The 24,741-nt window shown below is 38.2% G+C and carries 29 protein-coding genes; 17 read left to right on the top strand and 12 right to left on the bottom strand.

Features of this window, described 5'->3' with window-relative positions; translation table 11 throughout:
- Positions 1-42 precede the first annotated feature (42 nt).
- The 3 genes from ASE74_RS02015 to ASE74_RS02025 form a co-directional block, all read right to left on the bottom strand.
- Positions 43-516 carry an ankyrin repeat domain-containing protein gene (locus tag ASE74_RS02015; protein WP_055903391.1) on the bottom strand — a complete coding sequence of 158 codons (474 nt, stop codon included), beginning with the start codon at positions 514-516 and terminating at the stop codon, positions 43-45.
- Between the two features lie 207 nt (positions 517-723).
- The gene (locus tag ASE74_RS02020; RefSeq protein WP_055903393.1) at positions 724-1,401 is read right to left on the bottom strand and encodes a DUF6766 family protein; all 678 of its coding nucleotides are present in this window, start codon (positions 1,399-1,401) and stop codon (positions 724-726) included.
- Positions 1,402-1,412: 11 nt separating this feature from the next.
- The gene (locus ASE74_RS02025; RefSeq protein WP_055903396.1) at positions 1,413-1,898 is read right to left on the bottom strand and encodes a CinA family protein; all 486 of its coding nucleotides are present in this window, start codon (positions 1,896-1,898) and stop codon (positions 1,413-1,415) included.
- 227 nt (positions 1,899-2,125) lie between these two features.
- Between ASE74_RS02025 and ASE74_RS02030 the strand changes: the two genes are divergently transcribed.
- The 5 genes from ASE74_RS02030 to ASE74_RS02050 all read left to right on the top strand — a co-directional run bounded on the left by ASE74_RS02030 (position 2,126) and on the right by ASE74_RS02050 (position 6,116).
- Positions 2,126-2,329, top strand: a complete 204-nt coding sequence (locus ASE74_RS02030; RefSeq protein WP_055903399.1) for a hypothetical protein — start codon at positions 2,126-2,128, stop codon at positions 2,327-2,329.
- A 22-nt stretch (positions 2,330-2,351) separates the two neighbouring features.
- On the top strand, positions 2,352-2,906 hold the full coding sequence (locus ASE74_RS02035; RefSeq protein WP_055903403.1) for a ferritin-like domain-containing protein: 555 nt from the start codon (positions 2,352-2,354) through the stop codon (positions 2,904-2,906).
- An 8-nt stretch (positions 2,907-2,914) separates the two neighbouring features.
- A complete protein-coding gene (locus ASE74_RS02040; protein ID WP_055903406.1) occupies positions 2,915-5,107 on the top strand; it encodes a catalase in 2,193 nt (730 codons plus the stop codon).
- A 148-nt stretch (positions 5,108-5,255) separates the two neighbouring features.
- Complete coding sequence (locus tag ASE74_RS02045; protein WP_055903409.1) at positions 5,256-5,558, top strand: hypothetical protein; 303 nt, start codon at positions 5,256-5,258, stop codon at positions 5,556-5,558.
- 63 nt (positions 5,559-5,621) lie between these two features.
- Positions 5,622-6,116, top strand: a complete 495-nt coding sequence (locus ASE74_RS02050; RefSeq protein ID WP_055903412.1) for a hypothetical protein — start codon at positions 5,622-5,624, stop codon at positions 6,114-6,116.
- Positions 6,117-6,199: 83 nt separating this feature from the next.
- On the opposite strand, the gene ASE74_RS02055 is transcribed toward ASE74_RS02050, so the two are convergent.
- Both ASE74_RS02055 and ASE74_RS02060 read right to left on the bottom strand, forming a co-directional pair.
- A complete protein-coding gene (locus ASE74_RS02055) occupies positions 6,200-6,670 on the bottom strand; it encodes a hypothetical protein (protein WP_055903415.1) in 471 nt (156 codons plus the stop codon).
- Positions 6,671-6,895: 225 nt separating this feature from the next.
- Complete coding sequence (locus tag ASE74_RS02060; protein ID WP_055903418.1) at positions 6,896-7,090, bottom strand: hypothetical protein; 195 nt, start codon at positions 7,088-7,090, stop codon at positions 6,896-6,898.
- Between the two features lie 343 nt (positions 7,091-7,433).
- Between ASE74_RS02060 and ASE74_RS02065 the strand changes: the two genes are divergently transcribed.
- The 3 genes from ASE74_RS02065 to ASE74_RS02075 all read left to right on the top strand — a co-directional run bounded on the left by ASE74_RS02065 (position 7,434) and on the right by ASE74_RS02075 (position 10,887).
- Positions 7,434-7,691, top strand: coding sequence for a hypothetical protein (locus ASE74_RS02065; protein ID WP_055903421.1), 258 nt, complete (start codon positions 7,434-7,436; stop codon positions 7,689-7,691).
- A 35-nt stretch (positions 7,692-7,726) separates the two neighbouring features.
- Complete coding sequence (locus tag ASE74_RS02070) at positions 7,727-9,406, top strand: alpha-amylase family protein (RefSeq protein ID WP_082458613.1); 1,680 nt, start codon at positions 7,727-7,729, stop codon at positions 9,404-9,406.
- Between the two features lie 185 nt (positions 9,407-9,591).
- Positions 9,592-10,887: an NAD(P)/FAD-dependent oxidoreductase gene (locus ASE74_RS02075; protein WP_055903427.1), complete on the top strand. Its 1,296-nt coding sequence runs from the start codon at positions 9,592-9,594 to the stop codon at positions 10,885-10,887.
- Positions 10,888-11,117: 230 nt separating this feature from the next.
- On the opposite strand, the gene ASE74_RS02080 is transcribed toward ASE74_RS02075, so the two are convergent.
- The 5 genes from ASE74_RS02080 to ASE74_RS02100 all read right to left on the bottom strand — a co-directional run bounded on the left by ASE74_RS02080 (position 11,118) and on the right by ASE74_RS02100 (position 14,991).
- Positions 11,118-11,366 carry a hypothetical protein gene (locus tag ASE74_RS02080; RefSeq protein ID WP_055903430.1) on the bottom strand — a complete coding sequence of 83 codons (249 nt, stop codon included), beginning with the start codon at positions 11,364-11,366 and terminating at the stop codon, positions 11,118-11,120.
- Between the two features lie 203 nt (positions 11,367-11,569).
- Entirely contained in the window at positions 11,570-11,926 is a 357-nt protein-coding gene (locus tag ASE74_RS02085; RefSeq protein WP_055903433.1) for a response regulator, read from the bottom strand.
- 803 nt (positions 11,927-12,729) lie between these two features.
- The gene (locus tag ASE74_RS02090; RefSeq protein WP_055903436.1) at positions 12,730-13,230 is read right to left on the bottom strand and encodes an RNA polymerase sigma factor; all 501 of its coding nucleotides are present in this window, start codon (positions 13,228-13,230) and stop codon (positions 12,730-12,732) included.
- A gap of 252 nt (positions 13,231-13,482) precedes the next feature.
- Complete coding sequence (locus ASE74_RS02095; RefSeq protein ID WP_055903439.1) at positions 13,483-13,977, bottom strand: DUF421 domain-containing protein; 495 nt, start codon at positions 13,975-13,977, stop codon at positions 13,483-13,485.
- A 12-nt stretch (positions 13,978-13,989) separates the two neighbouring features.
- Positions 13,990-14,991 carry an SDR family oxidoreductase gene (locus ASE74_RS02100; protein ID WP_304437826.1) on the bottom strand — a complete coding sequence of 334 codons (1,002 nt, stop codon included), beginning with the start codon at positions 14,989-14,991 and terminating at the stop codon, positions 13,990-13,992.
- A gap of 236 nt (positions 14,992-15,227) precedes the next feature.
- Here ASE74_RS02100 and ASE74_RS02105 point away from each other — a divergent pair, with 236 nt between their 5' ends.
- Together ASE74_RS02105 and ASE74_RS02110 are read left to right on the top strand one after the other, a co-directional pair.
- On the top strand, positions 15,228-15,410 hold the full coding sequence (locus ASE74_RS02105; protein ID WP_055903445.1) for a hypothetical protein: 183 nt from the start codon (positions 15,228-15,230) through the stop codon (positions 15,408-15,410).
- A 52-nt stretch (positions 15,411-15,462) separates the two neighbouring features.
- Entirely contained in the window at positions 15,463-16,230 is a 768-nt protein-coding gene (locus ASE74_RS02110) for a DUF72 domain-containing protein (protein WP_055903448.1), read from the top strand.
- Positions 16,231-16,321: 91 nt separating this feature from the next.
- Here the strand turns inward: ASE74_RS02110 and ASE74_RS02115 are convergent, their stop codons facing one another.
- Complete coding sequence (locus ASE74_RS02115) at positions 16,322-17,122, bottom strand: SDR family oxidoreductase (protein WP_055903450.1); 801 nt, start codon at positions 17,120-17,122, stop codon at positions 16,322-16,324.
- Between the two features lie 144 nt (positions 17,123-17,266).
- Here ASE74_RS02115 and ASE74_RS02120 point away from each other — a divergent pair, with 144 nt between their 5' ends.
- The 3 genes from ASE74_RS02120 to ASE74_RS02130 all read left to right on the top strand — a co-directional run bounded on the left by ASE74_RS02120 (position 17,267) and on the right by ASE74_RS02130 (position 19,109).
- A complete protein-coding gene (locus ASE74_RS02120) occupies positions 17,267-17,548 on the top strand; it encodes a helix-turn-helix domain-containing protein (protein WP_055903453.1) in 282 nt (93 codons plus the stop codon).
- Positions 17,549-17,876: 328 nt separating this feature from the next.
- Complete coding sequence (locus ASE74_RS02125; protein ID WP_055903456.1) at positions 17,877-18,485, top strand: hypothetical protein; 609 nt, start codon at positions 17,877-17,879, stop codon at positions 18,483-18,485.
- Between the two features lie 369 nt (positions 18,486-18,854).
- Positions 18,855-19,109, top strand: a complete 255-nt coding sequence (locus tag ASE74_RS02130; protein WP_055903459.1) for a hypothetical protein — start codon at positions 18,855-18,857, stop codon at positions 19,107-19,109.
- Between the two features lie 350 nt (positions 19,110-19,459).
- On the opposite strand, the gene ASE74_RS02135 is transcribed toward ASE74_RS02130, so the two are convergent.
- Positions 19,460-20,209: a sensor histidine kinase gene (locus ASE74_RS02135; protein WP_055903464.1), complete on the bottom strand. Its 750-nt coding sequence runs from the start codon at positions 20,207-20,209 to the stop codon at positions 19,460-19,462.
- A gap of 378 nt (positions 20,210-20,587) precedes the next feature.
- Here ASE74_RS02135 and ASE74_RS02140 point away from each other — a divergent pair, with 378 nt between their 5' ends.
- The 4 genes from ASE74_RS02140 to ASE74_RS02155 all read left to right on the top strand — a co-directional run bounded on the left by ASE74_RS02140 (position 20,588) and on the right by ASE74_RS02155 (position 24,574).
- Positions 20,588-21,223: a response regulator transcription factor gene (locus ASE74_RS02140; protein ID WP_055903467.1), complete on the top strand. Its 636-nt coding sequence runs from the start codon at positions 20,588-20,590 to the stop codon at positions 21,221-21,223.
- Positions 21,224-21,507: 284 nt separating this feature from the next.
- Positions 21,508-21,699 (top strand): hypothetical protein, encoded by a 192-nt coding sequence (locus tag ASE74_RS02145; RefSeq protein ID WP_055903471.1) that lies wholly within the window; start codon positions 21,508-21,510, stop codon positions 21,697-21,699.
- Positions 21,700-21,808: 109 nt separating this feature from the next.
- Positions 21,809-23,419 (top strand): hypothetical protein, encoded by a 1,611-nt coding sequence (locus tag ASE74_RS02150; RefSeq protein WP_055903473.1) that lies wholly within the window; start codon positions 21,809-21,811, stop codon positions 23,417-23,419.
- A gap of 612 nt (positions 23,420-24,031) precedes the next feature.
- Positions 24,032-24,574 carry a serine O-acetyltransferase gene (locus ASE74_RS02155; protein ID WP_055903476.1) on the top strand — a complete coding sequence of 181 codons (543 nt, stop codon included), beginning with the start codon at positions 24,032-24,034 and terminating at the stop codon, positions 24,572-24,574.
- Positions 24,575-24,741 lie beyond the last annotated feature (167 nt).

Genomic DNA, 24,741 nt, shown 5'->3' on the forward strand with positions numbered 1-24,741 from the left:
TGCTATTATATCATATCAATCAGCTGCCTGCTGATCGATTTTTTACTTATCCAACAGTTTTAGTGCTTCCTCATTTCCCTGCATGCTTGCCAAATCAGCAGCAGTTTGCCCTCTAACGTCTCTTATATCGGCATCAGCTCCGTTTGCAAGTAATAATTCGAGCACGTCGTTCCTACCAAACATAGCTGCAAACATTAGGGCAGTGCCCCCGTTTCCATGCTGAAGGTTAAGCTCAGCCCCTTGCGAAATCAGGTAGGCTACAATAGGAAGATAACCTTTAAAACTTGCGCCCATTAAAGCAGTATTTCCTCCGGCATCGCCACTATTAATGTCGGCTCCATTTTCCAGTAACAATTTGGCCGTTTCAAGCTGATTATTGTAACAGGCAATAATAAGTGGTGTAAAACCTTTTTCATCACGAAAGTTTAGGTTTACTCCGCGCTTAATAAGCTCTCTTATAACCTCTGTTTCTCCTTTTCTGGAAGCAGGTATAATCAGCTGTTCGATATTTTCCATTTGGTTTAAAATTATTTATGAATGAGTTTAATTAGGTAATATACCAATAAGTTGCAAGTTTAGTTGTTAACCTAACAGTTATTAAATTGCTAATTTTATAGTTAAATAAGTAATATTAGAACTGTGAACCGAAGCGTTTGGTTTGATTTTTTTTCGGCTGGCAAAATAGAATACCTGTTTTAACAGTTATTCCTAACACTTTTCCGTTTATTTTCCGGTTTCCATATCCGGGGCATCTACCGGTTTAGATTCCGGAGATCCTTTCTGTCTGAGGAATATTGTTAGAATAACGATTGAAGCCACCGATAAAAATTCGCTTTGCCAATTCTGGAAAGTTTCAAACCAGAAATTCGGTTCACCCAGGTATTCAATCATGCTTATCGTTGATTTTTCTTTAAGTTGCAGTGTGATGTTGTTATCCTGCCAGCTGCCATAAAAGTGGAGTGCCCAACTGATTAAAAATAAAATCCCAAACACAATGGAAAGCGAATGTGAATAAATTTTGAGTATCCACCCACCTTTTCTTACTGCCCACGGAGCCTCAGGTGAAGCTTTTGGTTCGCGGTCTACCTCTTCAGGTTCGTCTAGTTTTTTAGATTCTGCCGAGCCAATCTGTCTGAGCGAAATTGTAAGGGCTACATATAAAGCCATTTGCAAAAACTCACTTTCAAAATTTTCGAAGGTGGCCGAAATAAAGTGCCCGCTGCACAGGTAGGTGCTAAGTGATATGGATGCAGCATTCTCGTAATTTAATTCATTATTATGTTCTTTCCAGCCCGTAAATGCCTGTGCAGCAAGTGTGATGGTAAAAATGGTGATGAAAAATACAGAGAGTCCGTTTCTATAAAGCCAGGTTTTTTTAGGGAACCTTTTATCGTTGGTCATTTTATGTTGATTTATATGGTGTTAAGGTAGTTATGCAGCAACTGAGCAATTCTTTCTACTGTACCTGCAACAATTTCTGTTTGGTTTCCGTGAAAGTTCATCCGTTCGGAAAAAATATGTTTGCCATTGCTGTGGGCATAAACAAACATGGTTCCTACTGGTTTTTCGGTGGTTTCGCTTCCGCCCGGGCAGGTAAGTCCTGTAACGCCGATGTGAATATCTGCCGGGATAAGCCCTTTAAGCCCTTCGGCAATGGCCTTTGTTACCTCCATAGATTCTGGGGTAAATTTTTCGATAAGGGCATGGTCTACATTTAATAAAGCTTCTTTCAAACTGGCATCGTAACAGGCTATTCCTCCTTTAAGGAAATTGCCTGCATTGTCTATTAATGAAAAATTGGCAGTTAAATGGCCTGCCGTTGCGCTTTCTGCAAAGGCCAGAGAAAGCTTTTTAGTAATGAGCATTTTGCCCACCTGTATAAGTGTTTCGCTGATCATATTTTATTGATGTTTCCCCTGTTAGGTTCATTAATTAAACATTCTTTTTTCTGTAGTGGTTTTTACGAAGTGTTAAAGCTTATGGTTGTAGGGCCTTATTGGTAATTAAGCAGGCATAACCGAAGAAATTCTGTGGGAAAAACGTAAAAATTTATAAAACCTTTTGTTTTTGTGAAGGTTCTTTTTAAAAGCCATCTGCAATTAATAACAGATTAATCATCACAACTATGGAAAACAATCAACAGGAAACCACTTCCCAGACCAGTTTACCTAAAGAAACCGAGCTACCGGAAAACGCGGATTACCGTGGCATTGCCGGAAAAGCAAGTTTAAAAAGTGAGCCGATGGCATCAGAAAACAATGCATTGTCCGGAGAAGCAGATTACAACAACAACGAAACGGATGAAAATCCCTTGATCCGGGGCATTTAAAATTTTACCTAACAAAACATACATGAAAAAACAAGACAGCGGTAGCTCACCTAAGCTGAGTACCAAAACGGTAAACGGGGAATCTTCCCCACTCAAAGAACTTTTTATTGATGGTATCCGCGACCTTTACTGGGCCGAAAACCACCTTGTTAAATCACTTCCAAAAATGATTTCTGCTGCAACTTCTTCAGCACTCATTTCTGCTATAGAATCTCACCTGAGCGAAACAAAAGGACATGTAGCCCGGATAGAGCAAATATTTACGCTACTTGGAGAAAAAGCTGTAGCTAAAAAGTGTGATGCTATGGAGGGATTAACCAAAGAAGGAGAGGGTGTAATTGAAGAAACCCAGCCCGGAAGTGCCACAAGGGATGCAGGTATTATATTGGCATCGCAAAAGGTAGAACACTATGAAATTGCTGCTTACAACGGCCTTTATCAGTTAGCCACAACGCTGGGGCTTCAGGAAGTAGCAGATGTGCTTGAACAAACCCTTTCTGAAGAGAAACTTGCCGACAGTAAACTCTCTGATATTGCCGGAAATGAAGTTAATTATAAAGCAGCAGACGAATTATAACATAAATAATGGCAAAAAAAACAACGCCAGCTAGCGGTAAGCCCGCTCAGGCAGTTAACGACAAAACCAATAAGTTGGAAGAATTTGTTGCAGATGGTACTGCACAAAAAATGACGACCAACCATGGTGTTAAAATAAATGACGATCAAAACTCGCTTAAGGCCGGAGATCGTGGAGCAACATTGTTAGAAGATTTTATCCTTCGCGAAAAAATCACCCACTTCGATCATGAACGGATTCCTGAACGCATTGTGCATGCCCGGGGATCGGCAGCCCATGGCGTATTCAAAGTATATGAGGATATGTCATCTTTAACCAAGGCAGCATTTCTTTGCGATCCAGGTGCAGAAACACCTGTATTTGTAAGGTTTTCTACCGTAGCAGGTTCACGTGGATCAACAGATCTAGCGCGTGATGTTAGGGGATTTGCAGTAAAATTTTACACCCAGGAAGGTAATTTTGACCTTGTAGGCAACAATATGCCTGTGTTTTTTATCCAGGATGCGATGAAATTTCCTGATTTGGTACATGCGGTAAAACCCGAGCCGGATAATGAAATTCCGCAGGCAGCATCTGCACATGATACTTTCTGGGATTTTATTTCGCTGATGCCAGAATCATCACACATGATTATGTGGTTGATGAGTGATAGGGCAATTCCGCGCAGTTACCGAATGATGGAAGGATTTGGCGTACATACCTTTAGGTTTGTTAATGCCGATGGGGTAGCCAGTTTTGTTAAATTTCACTGGAAACCATCGCTTGGTGTGCATTCTGTAGCTTGGGATGAGGCGCAGAATATTTCTGGAAAAGATCCCGATTTTCACCGTCGCGATTTATGGGATGCTATTGAAGCTGGTGCTTTTCCAGAATGGGAACTTGGTGTACAGATTGTACCAGAAGAGGATGAATTTAAATATGATTTTGACCTTTTGGACCCCACCAAAATTATCCCCGAAGAACTTGTACCTGTGCAGCGCATCGGGAAAATGACACTGAACCGAAATCCTGACAACTTTTTTGCAGAAACCGAACAAGTGGCATTTCATGTTGGGCATGTAGTGCCAGGTATCGATTTTACCAATGATCCGCTTTTACAAGGCAGGTTGTTTTCTTATACCGATACCCAGCTGATCAGGTTAGGTGGACCGAATTTTCATGAAATTCCGATTAACCGCCCTGTAGTACCTGTTCATAATAACCAACGTGATGGTTATATGCGCCAAACCATTAACAGGGGTAAAACCAGTTATGGCCCGAATGGTATTGCCGCAAATGATCCCGCCCAGGTAAAAGCATCAGAAGGGGGCTTTGTTTCTTATAACGAACGTATAGATGCCAAAAAAATAAGGGCGAGAAGCAGGAGCTTTTTCGACCATTTTTCGCAGGCAAGATTGTTTTTAAACAGCCAGTCTGAAGCAGAAAAAAACCACTTAATCGATGCCTTTAGCTTTGAGCTAGGTAAGGTAAAAATGGTTCCCATCCGCGAACGTATGCTCGGCTTATTGGCGCATGTAGATAAGGCTTTAGCCGCAGCAATTGCCTATGCGCTAGGGTTGCACGTACCAGAAATTCCACTCGAAGAACTGAATGGAAGTGTTCCGGCTGATGCTTTGCCAGGTGATTATACGCCTGAACAAAAAGAAAGAAGTATTGCAAAATCGGAGGCTTTGAGCATGGCAGATACCATTAAAGATTCTATAGTTACCCGAAAAATAGCTATTCTGGCTGCTGATGGTGTAGATGGAAAATCGCTAAGCAAAATTAAAGATAGCCTTGTTGCTAAAGGGGCTGTTGTACACATTATTGCTCCAAAACTTGGCGACATTATTTCTGCCGAAGATCAGCTGATTCAAGTTGATGAAAGTTTCCTTACAGCCGCATCAGTATTGTATGATGCAGTTTATCTTCCGGGTGGTGTTAACAGTTCTGCCACATTAGAAGCGGAAGCAAATGCTGTTCATTTTTTAAATGAAGCATTTAAACATTGTAAGGCAATTGCTGCAGATAGCTCAGCCATACAAGTGCTCGAAGCAGGTTATTTCTATAAAAAACTGCCTGCAGAATATTCAGAAGATACGGTGTTGAGAGAAGGTATAATTGTAACAGATAACCTTTCTACACTTTCAGATTTATTTCCGCGAATGATTGCAATGCACCGGTTCTGGGATCGTGAGGTGCCAAGAAAAGTGCCAGCTTAGCGGTACAATATATTATATTTTAATGAACCGGGGCCTGTCCCCGGTTTTTTTTGGTTGTGCGTTAATTTAAGGCCTTATTTTCCATTCATTATCCATTTATAAAGAACAAATTCTTTGTAGCACCTGTTATTAAAATATTAAATACTTAATGAATAAAGAAATGACAGAATTTAACGAAACAAGCAAGCCATTAACCGCAGAAGAAGCAGAAAAATTTGAAGCCGGCGTAATCGAAACTGTTTGGAGCGAAACAGGTGAACCACATTATGTAATCAAAAATGGTCTGAATGTGCAAGAATATGCTTCCTTAGCTAAAAAATCTTTAGAAAATGAGCGTATTATAGCCCATGATTTCACCAGTTATGTAATTAATGAATCAGGTGAACGTGGAGATTTCGAATATAAATCGGGATGGTTCCTCGAAGGGCTTGCCGAACAGGAAATGGAATAAGCTATTTTATAATGTAAACCTGCGTTAAGAAATAAATTTTGTAGAACATAAGCATTAGCAGATATGATAAATCCTTTTGTTAAAACAGTAGTTTGTAGTATTGCCGGAACAACAATGATGACTGCCTCAAGTGCGCTAATGTCGTTAATAGGCCAGGATTTTAGAGAGCCTGAACGTTTAAGAGGTTTAATTACCAGGGCATTGCCCTTTATCCCAAAAAAAGCAAGATCGCTTTCTGCTTGGGCAGCACATTATGCAATGGGAGCTGTATTTTCAGCTGTTTATGTAAAGCTTTGGGAAGCTAAAAAATTGAAACCTACCGCAACCTGCGGACTCACTTTAGGTGTGGCAAGCGGCCTGATCGGAATCGCCATCTGGAAAGCAACATTTGCCGCGCATCCTTTAAGTCCATTAATGAATTATAAGCGTTTTTATTTACAGCGTATTCCTGCCCATATCGTATTTGCAATATTTGCAACAATTGCTTACCAGGCGATGCAAAAACAAGAGGAGGGCAAAAATGATATAGAAAAGCAAGGAAGCATTGAGCTCAGTTAAAAATTTAACTAGCTTAATTATTATTCAGGCATTTATGCCATATTTATCACTAGCCATAAAGCATAATTTATACATTTAACGGCTCAGTTTACCGTCGTCTGATTGATCAGTGCACGTTCAGGAATTTGCTGATGAATCGCTTCCAACAACTTCGGAAGCTGTTTTTCCTTTACATTTCCCTTTAAAATTACGTTTTGATCTGTTATAACCGCCCATGATTCCGGGTGTTTTGCCAATAAACTATCTGCCAGTAATTTCAGGTCATGATCCTGACCAAGATAAAGTGGTCCGATTGCCAGTTGATCATCAATATGTTTAATTACATGGATAGTACCCAGCTTTTGAAGAATGGCCATTTTAGATTTATAAGTGGGGCAGTTACCCCATATTTTTACATCCAGGTTTTTAACGGTAAAGTTTACACCAGCGAAATTTACATCTTCCTTGGCTTTTATGGTAAGATCGGCCTTGATTTGCTTATCTTTTTCATAGCTGTTGCAAGAAACCATTAATAAGGTGCATACTAAAATGTAAAGGATGGCGTGGCGTTTCATATTTTTGATTGTGAGAATAATAAATTAGTATGTAAATATCATTATTTATAACCGACTGCTCTTAAAGGCAAAATACAAGAGAAAATTGTCATCCCGATTGAAGCAAAATCCGATTTAAATTGGAGATCAGAAATCTTTAAACGATGTTGCAGAAAGGTTAAAGATTTTTCGATAAACAACCTATAAAACCGGTAAACTTCAATCGAAATGACATTAATATTCAGCCTATAACAGGCCTGCTATTCCGTTTGATGGCGCTTTCCATTTTAGGTTAACAATTTTCCCATCTATTAATCCAGTTCGGCTCCGTTCTACGAAAGTCTTCTGGCCAGGTGGTACATGCAACCGTTGGCGTTTGTCATCAATGTGTTCTGCTATGGAGATCTTATCCCTTTGCGCACTATTTCTCTGTTTTTCCATGATCTTTTTTTAATAGGGAACTGGCAGAAATGCAGCTCGGTTTTGTAATTTTTATTTTCAGGTATATTTTGCTCCCTTATAAAACAAATTCACGTACTTAACGTAGTACGAAACGGTATTCTACATCCAAACTACCCAGGCTTTAGTGCTGTTATGCTAGTGATAATGCCGTATTGCAATGAGCTTTAGCACAGAAATATGGAACTCTGAATACGGCAGATTACCGATCGTTATGCTCTTAATAATTGGAGTTTCATAAAACTATTGCTGCGGGAGATCGGTTTTTTTTTTAATAAACATATTCGTTGTAAACCCTGTAAAATAGGGGCTTAAAATTTCAGTTATGGCTAAATTTATTTGTTTTTTTATTGTTCTAGTAGGTTTTTGCGCTTCAGGTTTTTGCCAGGTTCCAACCGGAACGCGACAGCGCAGTACAAATGATACATTGATTAAAAAAACTGTTCCAGCTGCGGATAAATACAATAAAAAAGCTACCAAATGGCCAAAGCGCGATAGTTTGAAAAATATTCATGCAAAAAAGGATACCATAAGGCGGATTCCGTACAAAAGCAAAAGAAATAAAGGCAATCAAAAAAATTAACACATTCGGTTATGGTAACTAAAAATCATCACAGAATGGGGTTAAAGTACATTGTAACACTCTTTGTTTGCCTTTTTGGTATGGCAGCCTGCAGGCAGGAAGGTAAAAATTCTTCTGCATCTGTACCCAACGCATGGTACCGCAATAGTATTGTATATAACCTTGATGTAGATATTTTTAAAGATAGTGACGGTGACGGGATCGGCGATTTTAAAGGGCTTACTCAGAAACTGCCCTATTTGGATACATTGGGAGTAGATGTAATCTGGCTTTCACCGTTTCAACCTACACCGGATAAAGATGATGGATATGATGTGAGCGATTATTATGGCATTGATCCAAGATTGGGAACCATGGCCGATTTCGAGGCTTTCATTTCCGCATCGAAAAAACACAATATCAAAATAATTATGGATATGGTGCTCAACCACACCTCTATCGAACATCCCTGGTATCAAATGGCACGGGCTGATAGTAGTGGCAAATACCGTAACAGATACGTATGGTCGAAAAAGAAACCAAAAGATTTCGATAAAGGAATGGTGTTTGAAGGATTTCAAAGCGAAACATGGTCTTATGACGAAGTTGCGCACCGTTATTATTTTCACCGTTTTTATGATTTTCAGCCCGACTTAAACTACCAGAACAAAGAGGTACAACAGGAAGCCATTAAAGTGCTCCGTTACTGGTCGGCAAAAGGGATTAAGGGCTTCAGGCTTGATGCAGTTCCTTTTATTATTGATGTACCTGAGTCTGGTGCGGCAAATCCGGCAAAGATGTTTGGCGTATTGGATTCAATCGTTAGCGGTGCCAAATCTATTGATCGGCAAACTTTGTTGCTGGGAGAGGCGAATGTTGCACCAAAAGAAAATCTGGATTATTTCGGTGAAAAGGGCAATCGGTTACAAATGATGTTTAATTTTTATGTCAATCAATACCTTTTTTATTCCATGGCAGAAGGGAAAACAGAAACTTTGATAGATGCCTTAAACGATACCAGGCAAAAGCCGCTACCCTCACAATGGGCTTATTTTCTGCGTAACCATGATGAGATCGATCTTGGCAGACTCAGCAAATCCCAACGCAACAAAGTTTACGAAAAATTCGGTCCTGAGTTAAACATGCAGCTTTACAACCGGGGCATCAGGCGGCGTTTGGCACCAATGTTACATCACATGGAACAGATTAAAATGGCCTACAGCATACTGTATTCATTGCCGGGCATGCCAGTTATCCGCTCAGGAGAGGAAATTGGAATGGGAGATGACCTTACATTAGCCGAAAGATTATCGGTACGTACCCCAATGCAGTGGGACAGCACAAAAAACGCAGGGTTTAGTACGGCTAAAAAAACATTCAGACCTGTAATTTCAATGGGCGATTATGCCTATCAGAAAGTGAATGTTGCTGCTGAATTAAAAGATCATCAATCTTTGCTCAATTTTATCAAAAAGCTGATCGCTATACGGAAATCCATACCCGAAATTGGCACTTCAGATTGGCAAATACTCAAGCTTAAAAACGATGCGATTCTGGCTATTGAGTATCAAACACCATCCGGTAAGATTATCACGGTACATAATTTTGGTAATAAAGCGGCTGAAGTAGAAATTCCCATCACAGGAGCCGAAAAGGTGCTTGTTGGAAATCAAAAAAGCATAAAAAATGGAAAAATTAAAATTCCAGCTTATGGCCAATTGTGGCTTAAAAAGTGATTTTTTAATAAAAAAAAACCTAGCTGGAAACAAAGCACGTAAAAAAAAGCTTTATTCCAGTATAGAATAGAGTGATTGCATGTTTTGTTAAAAACGGCAAGCAAAAAAATCACAAAAGGGAGAAAGAAAATTGATTTGGCTTGTATTTCTTCAAGAATCAAGCCTGTTATTAAGTAAAAACGAATATGAAAAGAATTGTAATTATAGGTGGCGGTTTTGCCGGGCTGAATCTGGCCAAACGCTTATCTAAAAATGCGGAGCATCAAATTATACTGGTTGATAGGAACAACTACCATTTTTTTCCTCCGCTTTTATATCAGGTAGGTACTGCTTTTATCGAATCATCAAATATCAGTTATCCTTTCAGAAAGATGTTCCACGGCAAAAATATCCGTTTTTTTATGGGAGAATTTCAGCGAATCGATCCGGTTGCAAAAATGGTAATTACGGATAACGGCACATTGGATTACGACATTTTGGTGTTGGCCATGGGTACCGAAACCAACTTTTTTGGTAATCAGCAGGTTAAAAAGTATGCGCTTCCAATGAAAACTATTGATGATGCATTGGAACTGAGAAACCATGTTTTGCTCCAACTCGAAAAATCAGTGCGGGCGACCGCTCATGCAGATCGGGTGAGGTATTCCAATATTGTTATTGCAGGCGGTGGCCCCACAGGTGTAGAACTTGCAGGAATGCTTGCCGAAATGGGCCGAAATGTGATCAGTAAAGATTACCCGGAAGCCGATGCTTGGCCAGGAAAAATTTTCCTGGTAGATGGGCTGCCCACCCTTTTGGCACCCATGAGCAAAAAAAGCCAGGAAGAAGCAATTTCGGTGTTAAAAAAGCTCGGTGTAGAAATTTTACTCGGCAAGCTTGTTCAAAACTATGATGGCGAAAAGGTTTCACTTTCTGATGGAATGGAGATTTTTTCTTCAACGCTGATCTGGGCATCTGGTGTGGTTGCAAGGAAAGCTGATGGAGTGCCGGAAACATCGCTAGGCAAGGGTAGAAGAATTCTTGTTGATGAATTTAATAAGGTAAATCAACTTCAGGATGTATATGCAATAGGCGATCAGTGCTTCCAAACCACCGATCAGGCTTTTCCCAATGGCCATCCCCAACTTGCGCAAGTGGCCATTCAGCAGGGAAACCTCCTTGGTAAAAACCTCAATAAGCAAACAAATGAAAAATGGGATGCCTTTAAATACAACGACAAAGGCTCTATGGCCATTATTGCCAAATTTAAGGCTGTGGTAGATCTTCCGAAAGGATTTTTTAGCGGATTTTTCGCCTGGCTGGTGTGGCTGTTTATCCATATCATTCCTATTGCCGGGTTCAGGAACAAAGCAAAACTTGCCTTCAACTGGCTGTGGAGTTTTTTAACTAACGATCCAACTCTTAGGCTCATTGTAAGGCCAGATACGCAAACAAAAGATGTCAGTCAACCCACTGCACAAACGGCTCCGAGGGCGCAATAAAATTACATTTAAGACCAATTTATAAAGCACATTTCAGCAATTTAAACAAATAAAAAGCCCTCCGTTTCTGGAGGGCTGTTTTAATCTAAATCGTCCCGTTGATTTAATTGATATTGTAAAATTAACAGATCAGAGCATTAATTTAAAGTGGTTTTATACTCAAATTAAACAGTACATGTACTTGTTTTCTGAACGTTATAATTCCTTTTTGTAATTTTTGAATCCATTATTTAACTCGATTTAGTGGCTGCTGCTGATTCAATATTAATGTGATTATATGTCCCATAAGAGCCGATTACAGCTACTTCAATAGCAACAAGATAACCTTTACGGAGATCAATCTTAAATGAAACCTCATCACCCCTTAAGGGAATTTGGGAAGAACCATCAGCGTAAAATTTAATTCGCTCATCGTTGGCATCATTAATTAAGCCAACGCCAGCTGTTTTATTGTAGGCAAGGACCTGTCCTTTTCTCATCTGTTTTATTTATTTAGTACCGCTGCCAATGTTTTTCATTTAAAGTAAAACCTTAAATAGTTTTACCCATTGGGTGTGGTAAAATGGTTATTAAAATGATCATCAGCCGGGAAGTTTTGGATTATACGTCTACAACATCCCTGAAGCTTAACTTATTAATTAAATTTTATAAACTGTAAACGGATTTATTTCTGGTGTGGTTATCAGGCTATTAGGTGACGAACCTTACTGTGAAGTTTGGCATAATCAAATGGTTTAAATATAATCCCGTCGGCCAAACTAGGAATTTTTTTTGCCTGTGCTTCAAGCATCGCTGTTATCAGCAGGATAGGGATTTTCTGCGTTTCGTTTTTATGTTTTATTAAATTGCAGAGCTCTCTTCCGTCGCCATTGTTCAATAAAATGTCCATTACAATAAGGTCTGGCTTAAAGCTTGTTATCGAATTTTCCAGTTCATCACTATCAACAATACTCAGTACTTCAAAATACTGGTCTTCCAGAACCGCTTGGATGGCTTCTGCATTGCTCTGATCGTCATCAAGTACAAGAATCTTTGACATAAGTTTTTTGTTTGGATGGTATAAATAAAGCTATTGTCCGCATGTTTTAGAGCGTAAAGTATTTAAATGGCCGATTGGAACTGCTTTTAGTCATCATTTGAGGAAAACGCAAGGCAAAACACTTACCTCTAGACCCCTCATTATTTTTGACAATACCTTATTCTCCGGTTACTTTGTAGACAGGAATAAATTTATGCATAAGCAAAATCAATTACGAGCGAAAAACATAAAAAAGGTATTTGTATGGTATTAAAGGTATTTTCCCTTAATGAATAAGTATAAATACCTGTTTTTTTACGGTGGAAAGTACGATTAATCTAATCTTCAATCCAATTTTTACTTAAGCACCTACACAGTATAAAACTACCTGTAGCAATTATGCGTTTTTAAAATAGGCTTGAATCCTCATGTTTAATGATTTGCCTGAAATTACCTTTATGTAATTGTAGTTAAAACAATAATTTATCCTGGCTCCAAGGCAAAATTTTATCTTTTTGCAAGGATAAATGCATTTGAAATTAAAAAACAGGTGATAAAATGGAGTTTCAATTCATTTTATTCTGATAAAATAGGGAAAAAGATAAGCTTTTTTATCATTCGTTGATCAAGAATGCTGTTTTTAAGGCATTTTAAAGATTAAACCATTTATTATGTTGCTAAAACCGAAAGAATCGCTGAGCGAACAAGATGTTAACAAAGGACTAAAAATAGTGATTTGGGATGGTTTGGCCGCAGAAGCGATGACGGTTTTTTCAAGTGGTACATTTTTAGTTTCAATGGCACTGTTACTGGGTGCTAATAGCCTACAAATTGGCGTTTTGGCTGCCCTGCCATTGGCAACAAATGTTTTTCAGCTTGCTTCGGTATGGCTGGTCGGCCGTTACCACAACCGCCGTATTCTGGTATTTATAGCCTTCAAAATATTTAATAAAGGGAACCGAATAGGTTGTGGGGAGCTTTTTTAGTGCATTTTTAATGTCTTCCAAAGCAAATTTGTTTTCAGCATGGTTTGTGGTTGCGCTTGTGCAAAGCTGCTCTGATGAGATTTCTTCCACTTGTAAAACGCGTTCCCTGTGGCGTTGCTGTTTGCGGTAACTGTTGATAAACGTGTTGCGCATAATTACAAAAAGCCAGCCCTTGATATTGGTTCCCTGGTCAAATTTTGAGGCAAATCGTGTGGCCTTTACCAAAGTATCCTGTAGCAGATCATTTGCGTCATCAATATCATTGGTAAACTTTAATGCATGCGAACGCAAGGCGCCTGCATGAAGATTGATGCTGTTTGAAAATTCGTACTGTGTCATAGGTAAAGTGTTTAAGGATGTAAATAACTTTCCTCAAAGCATATACCATTTGGCATTGTGGTTTTCGTAATTTCAGAGGCTCACGTATAAACCGCAAATCACCTAAAAATCATACAGATAGCTAATTTAATGCGGTATATGCATCTATTTAAACATTGTTTCAGGCCAGCAAAAAATGCAGTTTAAACAGATAAAATGGTATTCAAGAAAGAGATGGATAATTGAAGTTTTAAAGTATAGTGTAGGAAATTCTTAGCTTTCAGACTTTAATATAATAGAGATTTTTCCATCTCTTTCCATAAAAATACTGTCAATTTGTTTTAAATCTTCCTGGTGCAGAAGGCTCCTAACTTCTTGCATAATATCAGAACGGCAAATCAATGCACGTTTCATTTTAATTTCGTTAAACTTTCCCTGGTGATAAAGGAGGATTTTTTTGCCTTCAGTAAATTTTTCCAATCGGGGATAGCTGCTGATCAGCCAACCCCAGATCCGGTGGAGGAGCACCACAACAAAACAGGTTACCATTACTGGTATAAGTGGGGAAGCACCCACAACTGCACGGCTTAAAATTGCGCCTAGTAAAATTGCAATAATGTTATCAACAGGGCCTTTCATGCCGAAAGATCTCCGGCCTGAAATCCTGATGAGCAAAAATGCGAGTATAAAAACAAATACACCCCTAACCGACATTTGAAGCACAGTTAAGTCATCGTTCTTTTCGATCAGGTTTTGTATTGTTTCCATATTTTTTTGAAATTAAGGTTGTCCGCTTCCTCCAGCAGCGCCATAAATCTGTCCGGTAGAAAAACTTGCGTCATTTGCGGCAAGCTGCACATAAATAGATGCCAGTTCTGCGGGTTGGCCTGGCCTTCCCAGTGGTGTTTCTTTACCAAATTCTTTCAGTTTTTCGGGTGTAGAACCTCCACCCATTTGTAATGGTGTCCATATTGGGCCCGGAGCAACACCATTTACCCTAATGCCTTTTGGACCAAGCTGTTTTGCCAGCGATTTTACGAAATTTGTGGTGGCGGCTTTGGTTTGCGCGTAATCATAAAGGTCAGGAGAGGGGTCGGTTGCCTGCACAGAGGTGGTGCCAATGATAGATGAACCAGGTTTTAAATGCGGTAATGCTGCTTTAATAATCCAGAATGGCGCATATATATTGGTTTTAATCGTCCAGTCGAACTGTTCACTCGTTAAATCAGCAAGAGATGGAGTACTTTGTTGCCTGGCTGCGTTGCTGATCAATATATCAAGGCCACCAAGTTGCGCCACAGCGGTATCAACCATTTTTTTGCAAAAATCTTCATTTCTGATATCCCCAGGGATAGCCACAGCCTTACGTCCCGCTTTTTTTATCAGTTCTATAACTTCTTTAGCATCAGGCTCTTCCTGCGGAAGGTAACCAATTGCAACATCTGCACCTTCCCTGGCATATGCAATTGCAGCTGCTCTACCCATACCTGAGTCGCCACCGGTAATCAGTGCTTTTCTACCCATCAGCCTGCCAGAGCCTTTGTAACTGTTTTCTCCATGATCGGGTCTTGGCTCCATTTTGCTTGCCAATGCCGGCCATGGTTGGTTCTGGTGGTTAAAAGGCGGACGAGGGTACTTTGTTGTCGGGTCTTCCAGTGCTGCAGCAGGCCAAGTATTATCGTCGGTTAAAGTTGCGGCGCTTAAATTCGGCGATATGGCCATACCCGCCAGCCCAAGGCTAAGGCCGCCAATAGCCTTTCTTCTTGTAATTTTGTTTTCCATGTTCATAATGATATCTATTATAGGTATTTATATAACCAGAGCAGGAATTAGATGGTTTGTTTTTTTTAGAAGTTTATCAGATGATCTTTCTCAAACCGGTTAGCCTTATTTCTTAAGATGCTTAATGGGAGTCATAGCTAATCAGCATTTTTCGAAGCTGTAGCAGCTTCTGTTTATCCGAACAATTCGACAATTTATAATGTTAACCTATATATAAAAGGTTTTATTTTAAAATTATGGATACACAGAAAGACAAACACACAACTGATGAAGATAAGGTTCTTCCAGTTCCAGATTCGCAGTTAGAGGGTAGCGATGCTGATAAGGCTTATGATGAAAATGGTGAGTTTGGGGAAAGTACAAAAGATAAAGATGAAGAGCAATCTAATACTCCAGAAGGTAGCGATGCTGATGGCTAATTAGCTTTTTACAGATTGATAAAATTGCAAAAGCAATTGATTAATAATCCTTATGACAAACCAATTTACCAATAGCTTTTATACTGGTACCAGCGGACTTTTGCTCCCGGTGCCCAATAAAGCTTTTTACCCGGAAGAATTTAAAGAAAAATCAAGACTTTGCTATTATGCTTCGTTGATGAACAGCATCGAAATCAATAGTTCTTTTTATAAAATTCCAATGGCCTCAACGATAAAAAAATGGGCGCAGGATGTTCCGGAAGATTTCAGGTTTACGTTTAAGCTTTTTAAAGGAATTACCCATAATCCGCAACTTGGCTTCGATCCATCCGATGTTTACAGGTTTATGGAAGTGATTTCGAATGTTGCAGATAAAAAGGGCTCCATTTTGGTACAGTTTCCACCAAGTGTAAGGATTGCGCAAATCGGTCAGTTAATGCGTTTAATGGACGTGCTGAGTGATTGTAATGACCAAAAGCGGTGGAATATAGCATTCGAGTTCCGGCATCAATCCCTTTACATACAGCAAGTTTTAGATCTTCTGCAAGATCATGGTTTCGGCCTGGTTATTCATGATAAAGGAAACGAAACTGGCATATTTGATGCCTTACAGAGCGATTTCAGGTATGTAAGGTTTCATGGTCCGGGTGGTAATTACAGGGGAAGTTACCAGGATGATCTGCTTTGGGAATATGCAGGATATATCAATGAATGGATTGCAGAAAACAAAACCGTTTATGTGTATTTTAACAATACCATGGGGAATGCAATTGATAACCTGAATACACTTAATCGATTTGTAGGAGATTTTTTATCCTAATTTCCTCAGGTAAATGTTTCAATAAACTTCCACCCCTGATCAGAATGGAAGTTTATTTCACAAAATTAATTTAGTATTATAATTCTTTGTGCTAATCTTTTTTAGGTTCTACAGGTTCCTGCATTTTTTCCATTTGCGTAGCTTGTATACTATCGGGCGTAACATTACCAAGGGCAATTTGTACTTTATTTTTAAAACCAGATACCACCATATCCTGGCCAGCCAATAAAGCATCGTAGCCATCTTGTGCAACTTTTTGTGGATCGGCAAGTTCGCCTTCCTGTACAATTTTTGCATTCAGCATATCCGCTTTTCTGAAAAAATCTGTATCAGTAGCTCCTGGCAAAAGGGATGTTACGCTTACACCTGTATCTTTCAATTCATTGCGGATGGCCTCACTAAATGAATGCACAAATGCCTTTGTGCCATGGTATACCGCCTGGTAAGGCCCTGGAGCTTTACTTGCAATTGACGCAAGATTCAGAATTTTTCCTGTTCCATTTGCTACCATATCCTTCACAAAAAGCTTTGTCAACGTAATCAAAGATGCAATGTTCAGTTGAATAATATCCAATTCACGTTTAAGGTCGTTTTCTATAAATTTGCCGTAAACGCCTTGTCCTGCATCATTTACCAATACATCAACCTGGTGGCCCAATGCCTGTATATGTTCATAAAGTTCTTCCGCTGCGCCCGGTAGAAAAAGGTCTTTACTTATCGCAATTACCTCAATACCTTGCTGTTCCAGTACTGCCGTCGTCGACTCGAGTTTTTGCTGGTCACGGGCAACAATAATTAGGTTAAAGTTATCCTTTGCAAAAAGTTTGGCAAGCTCAAAGCCGATGCCGCTTGTAGCGCCGGTAATCAGCGCGAAATGTTTTTGACTATCCATAATTTCCTTATTAGTTATTAATTCAACATAGCCAAAACTGAAAAAGATTTTATTTTTTTGATTTTCTTAAAATCACTTCAACACACAAAAGTTTAAACCGGGTACTCATTTATAATGTTTTAAATGAAAAAATCGTCAATACCTATGGAAAAAACTTTAAAAGTGAAAACCAAAAATGTTACTGCGAATATTAGAACGTTACGGCAGTATAGGGAATACAGCCAGGAATACGTGGCCAGTAAAATAAAAATATCTCAGAATGGCTATAGTAAGCTCGAACTCGGTGCCATAAGGCTCACCATTGATCATCTTTTTGGAATTGCTGATGTGCTTGAAGTAGATCCATTGATTTTGTTGACCATTAAACCCGATGATGTGTTAAAAACCGCCATATCTGACCCGGTATCAAATCCAATAATGTTGTAATAATAATCTCTGAAATATTTGCAACCTATGCTGGTAAATTAATCTTCGAAAAATAATGATTACTAAAGCCTTTACAATTACAACCAATATTTAGCTTCCTGCCATTGTTAACTTTTCTAAACCAAGTAGAAATGGCCAATGTTTTAATAGAAAAAAAGCAAAGAGGCAGTCAGCATTAAAATCATAGTTTAAAGCCTGATAGATAAACACCTCAGAAGAAAATAATGTTACACGCAGGCTTACTGGTGGGGGTGATGAGGAATTAAATTTTTCTGAATATTTAGTGTGTAATGCCGCTGAAAGATAGATAAATTAAAATAAAAAATCCATGGAAAAATCGGGTAACAACTTGGTGCCACAACAAGTGGTGGGTACACAGATGGATGTGGTAGAAGAGCGAAAACTGAGTAGTTTAAGCCAGGCACAAGAATTCTTTTCCCTTGCCGCTAAAAAGCTATTGGCTGTTAATGAATGGGGAAGGATTTCGGGTTTGTCAGACTTTAAAATATATGATTCTGATGGCAACCAAGTATCGCGGCCAGCTCAAAAAGGAGATTTTATCTGCATTGATATACCCGGACCAGGATCGATAGCTGGTGGTGGATTTGATTTGGTGCGTGTGGAAGAAATAAATATAGAAAATGATGGCGATTGTGAAATGATCGCAATGTGTGTGCGGCCCTGTTCAAACCCTTTTAGCAAAGATCAGCAGGTTGCTCACTTTCTTAAAGATCAGGCTACATCTACTTTCATCATCCGGCGCGATAGAATAACAGTTTGGGCAGAAGAACACGGCAGAAATGAGGTAGCCAATACAAATGAAGGAAACTTACTCGATAGGGGCAGGAATCTTATTGTCGGGTTGGGTGCTAAATTAGGTCTGTCATACCCGCAATGGAAAATGTTGGTAAAAGGCCTGCTTTATGGAAAGCCTTAAATAGTTGTATTTTGCTAAATTTTCTGCTAAAAGTGGAGAAGAAACTGATATTTTTTGTGGTTTTAAACATTTTTTAACCTTAATTTATTGTAATAACTATTTTCTACAACATTTCTAACCTCAAGTTTTATCTGTCAAATTTTCAAGGATTCTGTGTTTAGTAGTTTAAATTATACAATATTTTGGGTATCAAGGATTAAAAATTGTCGGGAACTGGTCAAAATTAAATTATTGTATACGGGTTTATTGGCCAGAAAGATGACATATGTCAATAAAATAACTATTTGCCTAGTTCTTAGCCTTCAAAAAAACGATGTGGCACAAAAGTTGAAAAAGCATATGCTTTAATCAACTATCTCTTACGAACCTATGTTTAACAATTCTGAATTCGACAGTTTCAAAAAAGATATCTTAAAGCGCCTAAGGCCTGCCCTTAAACCTTTGGATATTAAGAATGACTTTCTGGAAGTATCAACAAGCTACCTAGGGGTAGCGTATGAAGTCCGCATTATGGGCGGACGTGACTTAAATGGCAATTATTTTTGGGAAGTGGTTAGGGTAATCAATAGAAGTATTATCCCATCCAATCTTGACTATAGCATTTCTAAAGTAAATAATGGCTAAGTGCGCTTAGCCCAAATTCACTAACACTATTATTTAAGATAAATTGCTGCACTTACCTAATGTAAGTGCGTGAATTATAAGGTATACAGTAAGCACTGCATGGGATGTTTATCAATAAAGAACCAAAAGTATAGCCAATTATAGTAAGCTTAATGACTATAAAGGGCTATTTGACACTGCCTGTTGTAGTGCTACTTTTGTATTCTTCATAAATCACGGGACGATTTTTTTTCTACACCACCTTTCGGATGAGAGGTGGTGTTTTAAATGATTTACCTAAGTTATAGATTTATATTACTTAAACCAATAGCCACTTTATAATACAGCTTATTATTTATTCACATTAAATGTTAGTAAGGCAGGTTGTGTTTCATTGGGATGTTAATTCTTACCCTTGTTCCTCTGTAATTTTCGATAATTAAACCTGCTTTTAGCCTTTTGGCTCTTATCCTGATATTTTCCATGCCTACTCCTGCAGATTTATGCTCAGCCGGATCGAAACCTATGCCATTATCTTTTATAGAAAATATAAGCTGATCTTTTTCAACCTCGATCAGAAGTTTTACCTCTGTAGCTTTGGAGTGTTTAAGCACATTATGACCAATTTCTTTAGCAATGAGATAACAATCGCGTCTACTCTGACTTTCCAATTCAACAGCCGGAATAATTTCGGGAAGTTCGGAGCTGAACACAATATCAGTATGTTCGAAAATTTTTCTAACCTGCTCATCAATGAAATAGATCAAGCTTTCCAGATGGTCGCTTTCAGCATTCGAGCTCCAGATAATTTCTCTGATTCGCACCGTTATTTCACTTATCATGCCTTCCAGGTTTTTAAGTTCGGTAACCTCCGGCATTATCCGGGCTATATGTTCGGCGTATAACTTTATTGCAGTAAGTCCCGATCCGATATCATCATGTATTTCTCCACTGATTCTGTCGCGTTCTGCCTTGATCAGTAAAGCCTGGTTTTTATACTTTCTTTTAAATTTTACTGAAGTTCTATAATATTTAAGCAGAATGAACAATGTGAACAGAATGAGAACGGCTAATAAAATGTGTAAAAAATCGAAAGGTTTTTGATGGAAATTGAGCTGCATATTTTTTGGTCTTTATTAGATGGATGTGCCTATTTGTTCATTATGGTAACTTTTTGTATTATTTATACTACTAAATTTACCCATTTTTGCGTTAATGTGTATTACTATTTCGCCCTTTATATGTATTTTCCATAGGTTAAATAAGTACAAATCATACGTTGTAACTATGTGATATCAAAGGGCATAGATAAAACTTTTCTTTTTTATAGGTTTGTACCGTTCAGTAAAATGGATAAAAAGGTTGTCTCCCTTCTTAATAAATTTCTTAAGCCACACTAGCATCAACATGTTTTAGAGTGGTTTACCGAAAAAACTGTGAAGATAAAATAAAAAAGGGGTAAGGCATATAACAATATTACCTAAAAATAACGCATTATTATGATTTCGGTGTCAATTATTGAGGATCACAGTCTTTACAGGAACATTTTGGCAAGTTCCATCCTCGAAAACAAGTCTTTTGAATTAAAAGGTGTTTATTCCTCGGCGGAAGAAGCATTAGAAAAATTGCCGAACGAATCTCCGGATATCGCTATAGTAGATATCAAGTTGTCCAACATGTCGGGTATTGATCTTGTAATGCAGAGTAAAGAAGGCTTAAATAAAACACTTTTTTTAATGTGCACGGGTTTCCAGAATGATGAAAAAATTTTCAGTGCTTTACAAGCTGGAGCATCCGGATACATCATTAAAGGTTCTACTTCTACAGAAATTCACGATGCACTGATTGAGCTTTACAATGGAGGTTCGCCAATGAGTCCTTACATTGCCAGAAAAGTGATTAGCCTTATCCAGGGAAGCAAGCCTACAAAGCAAAAACTTGATTTAGGCTTAAGCGAACGTGAGCTTGAAGTTTTATCACTTTTAAGTAAAGGTTTATTATATAAAGAAATTTCAGAAATGCTTTTTATAAGTCCGAATACTGTGAAAAATCATTGTAAAAACATCTATAAAAGGCTTCACGTACAAAATAAGATAGAAGCACTGAATAAATTTAAAGATTACAGTTATAACTAAAACATTATTAACCATTGTATGCGTATTCCCTAGTACGCTTGTTTCAACATAACCAAAAAACCAAGCCATTCTAATATTCGTATGAACTAGACTGGTGATTTTATAGTTCCGATTTCGTTTAACGCATTATATGTAAGCAGAATGAAATTATATGAAAACCTTTAAAAGTACACCCTGTTGTTGTGTTGTTGTCAATCCCTATTATTGTGAGGTCATCCTTATTGATCTAATCGATTTTAATTAGCCTTAATAGGCAGTAACCAATTTTAAAGTTTATTTTCCATATGATTAAATTAGCGTATAGCACTCCAATTTCCAGACTTGATAAGATTAAGGTTGGTGATGAAATTACTGATGAATATCAGTCTACAGGTAGGGTTACTCAGATAACCAAAAATATTAAAGATAAGTTTACCGAATTTATATTTCTGTTAGACAGCAGACAAACCATTTTTATTCTCTGTACTTCAGGTTGACTGTAATATAGCATCCATTATTACAGCAATATTAATTTTTTGGTACAAAACATTCGTTTATATTCATTGAGTGGAGAAAATTGCTATCTTGTAGCCAAATCCAATCGTCATGAAGAAACGTTATTTTGCTAAAGTAGGTGTTGCTGTTACTTTTATTATTGCTATTACGTTTTCAAATTGTAAGAAGGCCATTTTGGCCGCTCCGGAAAATGTCGTTCCTCCCGAAACTGTTGGAGTAACCCCTCCACTAAGTGCCGAACCTTTTAAAGCTTTTCTTGGCGTAAATGCCTTCGAGTGGGATTATACCACTGAGGTTAACCACGGGCAAGTGGATGAAGCGAGGTTTCAGATTATTAAATCCTTTTCAGGAATAAGGCACTATTTAGATTGGCAGCGGATAGAAAATAAGGAAGGATCGTTTACTTACAGCCCCTCACACTATGGGGATTGGGATTATGATCAGATTTATCAACGCATGAAGGATGCTGGTAAAGATGTTCTTATAGATTTAAAAGGTTGTCCGGATTGGCTTTTAGCCACATATCCTGTTGGTCAGCGTGATGGAGAAAACGTTCCTGCACCTTATGGTTTAAACCGGTCTCAACCTGCTACCTATATTAAACAGGCACGTGTGGGTTTTCAGCTTGCAGCCCGTTATGGTTCGAACAAAAATGTTGATAAAAGCTTACTTCTGGCCGATCCAACGGTAAGATGGAGAGATGATCCACAAAATTTGCCAAAAGCTGGTTTAGGGCTTATCACTTATATAGAATGTGATAATGAACGCGACAAATGGTGGAAAGGCCCGCTTGCACAGCAATCTGCAGAAGAATATGCAGCCAATCTTTCTGCTTTTTACGATGGCCATAAAGGTACGCTCGGTAAAGGAATTGGTGTAAAAAATGCCGATCCCAATATGATTGTTGTAATGGGCGGTATTGCTGATGCAAACCCTGAATTTGTACGCAAAATGGTTCAATGGTGTAAAACTAACAGGGGAACCAAGGCTAACGGGCAGATAGATTTATGCTTTGATGTTGTTAATTATCATCAATACGCCAATGATGCTTTTAAAAATAATGGAAATGCAACAGTAGGTTTGGCACCCGAACTTTCAGATTTAGGTAAGGTAGCATCGCTTTTTAAAGAGTTTGCAAAATCAGTAAACGGCGGCATCCCGGTATGGGTAACGGAAACAGGTTATGATGTTGGCGAACATACCCCACAAAGGGCAATAAAAATTGGCAGCAAAAGTTCGATGATTACCCAGGCAGATTGGAACATGCGTACTGCACTTTTATATGCAAGATCAGGCATTTCCAAATGTATGTTTTACATGCTTGATAATGTGGATGTGAACAGCTGGACGCAATATAGTTCATCGGGCTTTATCAATCCAGATTTCTCACGCAGGCCTTCTGCCGATTATGTACTCCAGGCAAATAAATTGATAGGTGAATATCATTATTCATCAACAATTAGTAAAGATCCATTGGTTGATGTATACATGCTTAACGGCAAAAAAACTTTTGTGCTAACCATACCTGATCAGGTAGGAAGATCGAAAACTTATGATCTTGATCTTGGATCGAGTAAAGAAGCCATTGTTTATAGTTTCGCTATCGGTAAAGATCAAATGGATGCTAAAACAGTAGCAACCAAAAATGGCACTTTACAGATTTTAGTAACAGAAACCCCGATTTTTATACAGGCAAAATAAATAGAAATTTAAATAGATTTTTTTAAATGGATGATAGCAATAAACTATCGTCCATTTTTTTTTAAACTGCTTCCTTCAAGGTTTCTACTATTCAAGTAGATTCATTTAATATTATATTTCTTTTTTCGCTTTGGGTACTGGAGTTGCTACATCTGCTAACTTTTCGGTTTCGGTAGTCCTGCCATCCGCTTTATCCTGATGAAAAATCGGGATGCTCGCTCCTGTCCCTTAGTTTACTTAATACCGTACGATTATCTGAGCTCAGATTTAATAAAGTTTGAGTTTTTGCTTGTTAGTCTGAGCGGAGCCGAAGACTTAAGTATTTCGTTGGAAAAGCCTTTTTCACATCAAATTACCTAGCCCGATAACTGATCCTAATTAATCATTTTTCAGACTACAACAGGAAATCTCAGCCAAATATCTAACTAGCCAGTATTGAGTATTCTTATAATGTTTATTGCTGTTTTTTTTATTGATACTTAAGGGCTATTGAGCACTGGGGCTGTAAACAATAGCTTTGTAGGAGCTAAGGCTTAGGATCTAAACACGATTTGGCGTGTGGATTTAACTTTGAATGAGCCTTAATTTATATGAATATAAATACGATTAATAATGATTTCTGAGGGGCAGAAACAATCACTTTATATCTTTCAAGATTGGAAGAACAATAAAGGAAATTTTAAGTCCCGTATGATCATGCTCTTCTACAGAATATCTTCAATAATATATCGGTACAAAATTTTACGGTTTATTTTTTTCTGGTATTTACTGCTGTATAAGTTTGCTATTGGCTGGTTAATGAATGTTGGTATCAACTCAAGTGCTATTATTGGTAAGGGCCTTAAAATTCAATATGGCTTCGGAACGGTGATTGGCAGCAATACCATAATCGGTGAAAACTGTAACATCAGGCAGCTTACCAACATCAGTTCTAAAATAAAAGAAAATGGAAGCTGTAGTAAGGCACCTAGAATTGGTAATAATGTAGATATAGGAATTAACGTGGTAATACTTGGTGATGTAAAAATTGGCAACAATGTAATAATAGGCGCCGGCTCGGTAATTACCAAAGATGTTGAGGATAACTGCGTAATGGTAGGTAATACCGCTACTGTGTTAAAGAAGAAATATATTATTTCAGTTGAAAATACATAATGATACCATCCCTATTTAATACTCCTTATTTATCCATAAAATTTTGATGAAAAATAATGCTTTAGTGCTTTTAGTACCCCATGTAGGGGGATTAGCCCTATCGGGCTATTGATTAATGCTGGTGGATATATGACCTTTACGTCGATCTATGAAACCTATAAATCCTG

The organism is Pedobacter sp. Leaf216 (genome assembly GCF_001421515.1).
In the GTDB taxonomy this organism is placed as follows: Bacteria; Bacteroidota; Bacteroidia; order Sphingobacteriales; family Sphingobacteriaceae; genus Pedobacter.

Excerpts from the sequence above, each read along its gene's own strand:
- ASE74_RS02015 (WP_055903391.1), bottom strand. The coding sequence starts at position 516 with ATGGAAAATATCGAACAGCTGATTATACCTGCTTCCAGAAAAGGAGAA.
- ASE74_RS02020 (WP_055903393.1), bottom strand. The coding sequence starts at position 1,401 with ATGACCAACGATAAAAGGTTCCCTAAAAAAACCTGGCTTTATAGAAAC.
- ASE74_RS02025 (WP_055903396.1), bottom strand. The coding sequence starts at position 1,898 with ATGATCAGCGAAACACTTATACAGGTGGGCAAAATGCTCATTACTAAA.
- ASE74_RS02030 (WP_055903399.1), top strand. The coding sequence starts at position 2,126 with ATGGAAAACAATCAACAGGAAACCACTTCCCAGACCAGTTTACCTAAA.
- ASE74_RS02035 (WP_055903403.1), top strand. The coding sequence starts at position 2,352 with ATGAAAAAACAAGACAGCGGTAGCTCACCTAAGCTGAGTACCAAAACG.
- ASE74_RS02040 (WP_055903406.1), top strand. The coding sequence starts at position 2,915 with ATGGCAAAAAAAACAACGCCAGCTAGCGGTAAGCCCGCTCAGGCAGTT.
- ASE74_RS02045 (WP_055903409.1), top strand. The coding sequence starts at position 5,256 with ATGAATAAAGAAATGACAGAATTTAACGAAACAAGCAAGCCATTAACC.
- ASE74_RS02050 (WP_055903412.1), top strand. The coding sequence starts at position 5,622 with ATGATAAATCCTTTTGTTAAAACAGTAGTTTGTAGTATTGCCGGAACA.
- ASE74_RS02055 (WP_055903415.1), bottom strand. The coding sequence starts at position 6,670 with ATGAAACGCCACGCCATCCTTTACATTTTAGTATGCACCTTATTAATG.
- ASE74_RS02060 (WP_055903418.1), bottom strand. The coding sequence starts at position 7,090 with ATGGAAAAACAGAGAAATAGTGCGCAAAGGGATAAGATCTCCATAGCA.
- ASE74_RS02065 (WP_055903421.1), top strand. The coding sequence starts at position 7,434 with ATGGCTAAATTTATTTGTTTTTTTATTGTTCTAGTAGGTTTTTGCGCT.
- ASE74_RS02070 (WP_082458613.1), top strand. The coding sequence starts at position 7,727 with ATGGGGTTAAAGTACATTGTAACACTCTTTGTTTGCCTTTTTGGTATG.
- ASE74_RS02075 (WP_055903427.1), top strand. The coding sequence starts at position 9,592 with ATGAAAAGAATTGTAATTATAGGTGGCGGTTTTGCCGGGCTGAATCTG.
- ASE74_RS02080 (WP_055903430.1), bottom strand. The coding sequence starts at position 11,366 with ATGAGAAAAGGACAGGTCCTTGCCTACAATAAAACAGCTGGCGTTGGC.
- ASE74_RS02085 (WP_055903433.1), bottom strand. The coding sequence starts at position 11,926 with ATGTCAAAGATTCTTGTACTTGATGACGATCAGAGCAATGCAGAAGCC.
- ASE74_RS02090 (WP_055903436.1), bottom strand. The coding sequence starts at position 13,230 with ATGACACAGTACGAATTTTCAAACAGCATCAATCTTCATGCAGGCGCC.
- ASE74_RS02095 (WP_055903439.1), bottom strand. The coding sequence starts at position 13,977 with ATGGAAACAATACAAAACCTGATCGAAAAGAACGATGACTTAACTGTG.
- ASE74_RS02100 (WP_304437826.1), bottom strand. The coding sequence starts at position 14,991 with ATGGAAAACAAAATTACAAGAAGAAAGGCTATTGGCGGCCTTAGCCTT.
- ASE74_RS02105 (WP_055903445.1), top strand. The coding sequence starts at position 15,228 with ATGGATACACAGAAAGACAAACACACAACTGATGAAGATAAGGTTCTT.
- ASE74_RS02110 (WP_055903448.1), top strand. The coding sequence starts at position 15,463 with ATGACAAACCAATTTACCAATAGCTTTTATACTGGTACCAGCGGACTT.
- ASE74_RS02115 (WP_055903450.1), bottom strand. The coding sequence starts at position 17,122 with ATGGATAGTCAAAAACATTTCGCGCTGATTACCGGCGCTACAAGCGGC.
- ASE74_RS02120 (WP_055903453.1), top strand. The coding sequence starts at position 17,267 with ATGGAAAAAACTTTAAAAGTGAAAACCAAAAATGTTACTGCGAATATT.
- ASE74_RS02125 (WP_055903456.1), top strand. The coding sequence starts at position 17,877 with ATGGAAAAATCGGGTAACAACTTGGTGCCACAACAAGTGGTGGGTACA.
- ASE74_RS02130 (WP_055903459.1), top strand. The coding sequence starts at position 18,855 with ATGTTTAACAATTCTGAATTCGACAGTTTCAAAAAAGATATCTTAAAG.
- ASE74_RS02135 (WP_055903464.1), bottom strand. The coding sequence starts at position 20,209 with ATGCAGCTCAATTTCCATCAAAAACCTTTCGATTTTTTACACATTTTA.
- ASE74_RS02140 (WP_055903467.1), top strand. The coding sequence starts at position 20,588 with ATGATTTCGGTGTCAATTATTGAGGATCACAGTCTTTACAGGAACATT.
- ASE74_RS02145 (WP_055903471.1), top strand. The coding sequence starts at position 21,508 with ATGATTAAATTAGCGTATAGCACTCCAATTTCCAGACTTGATAAGATT.
- ASE74_RS02150 (WP_055903473.1), top strand. The coding sequence starts at position 21,809 with ATGAAGAAACGTTATTTTGCTAAAGTAGGTGTTGCTGTTACTTTTATT.
- ASE74_RS02155 (WP_055903476.1), top strand. The coding sequence starts at position 24,032 with ATGATTTCTGAGGGGCAGAAACAATCACTTTATATCTTTCAAGATTGG.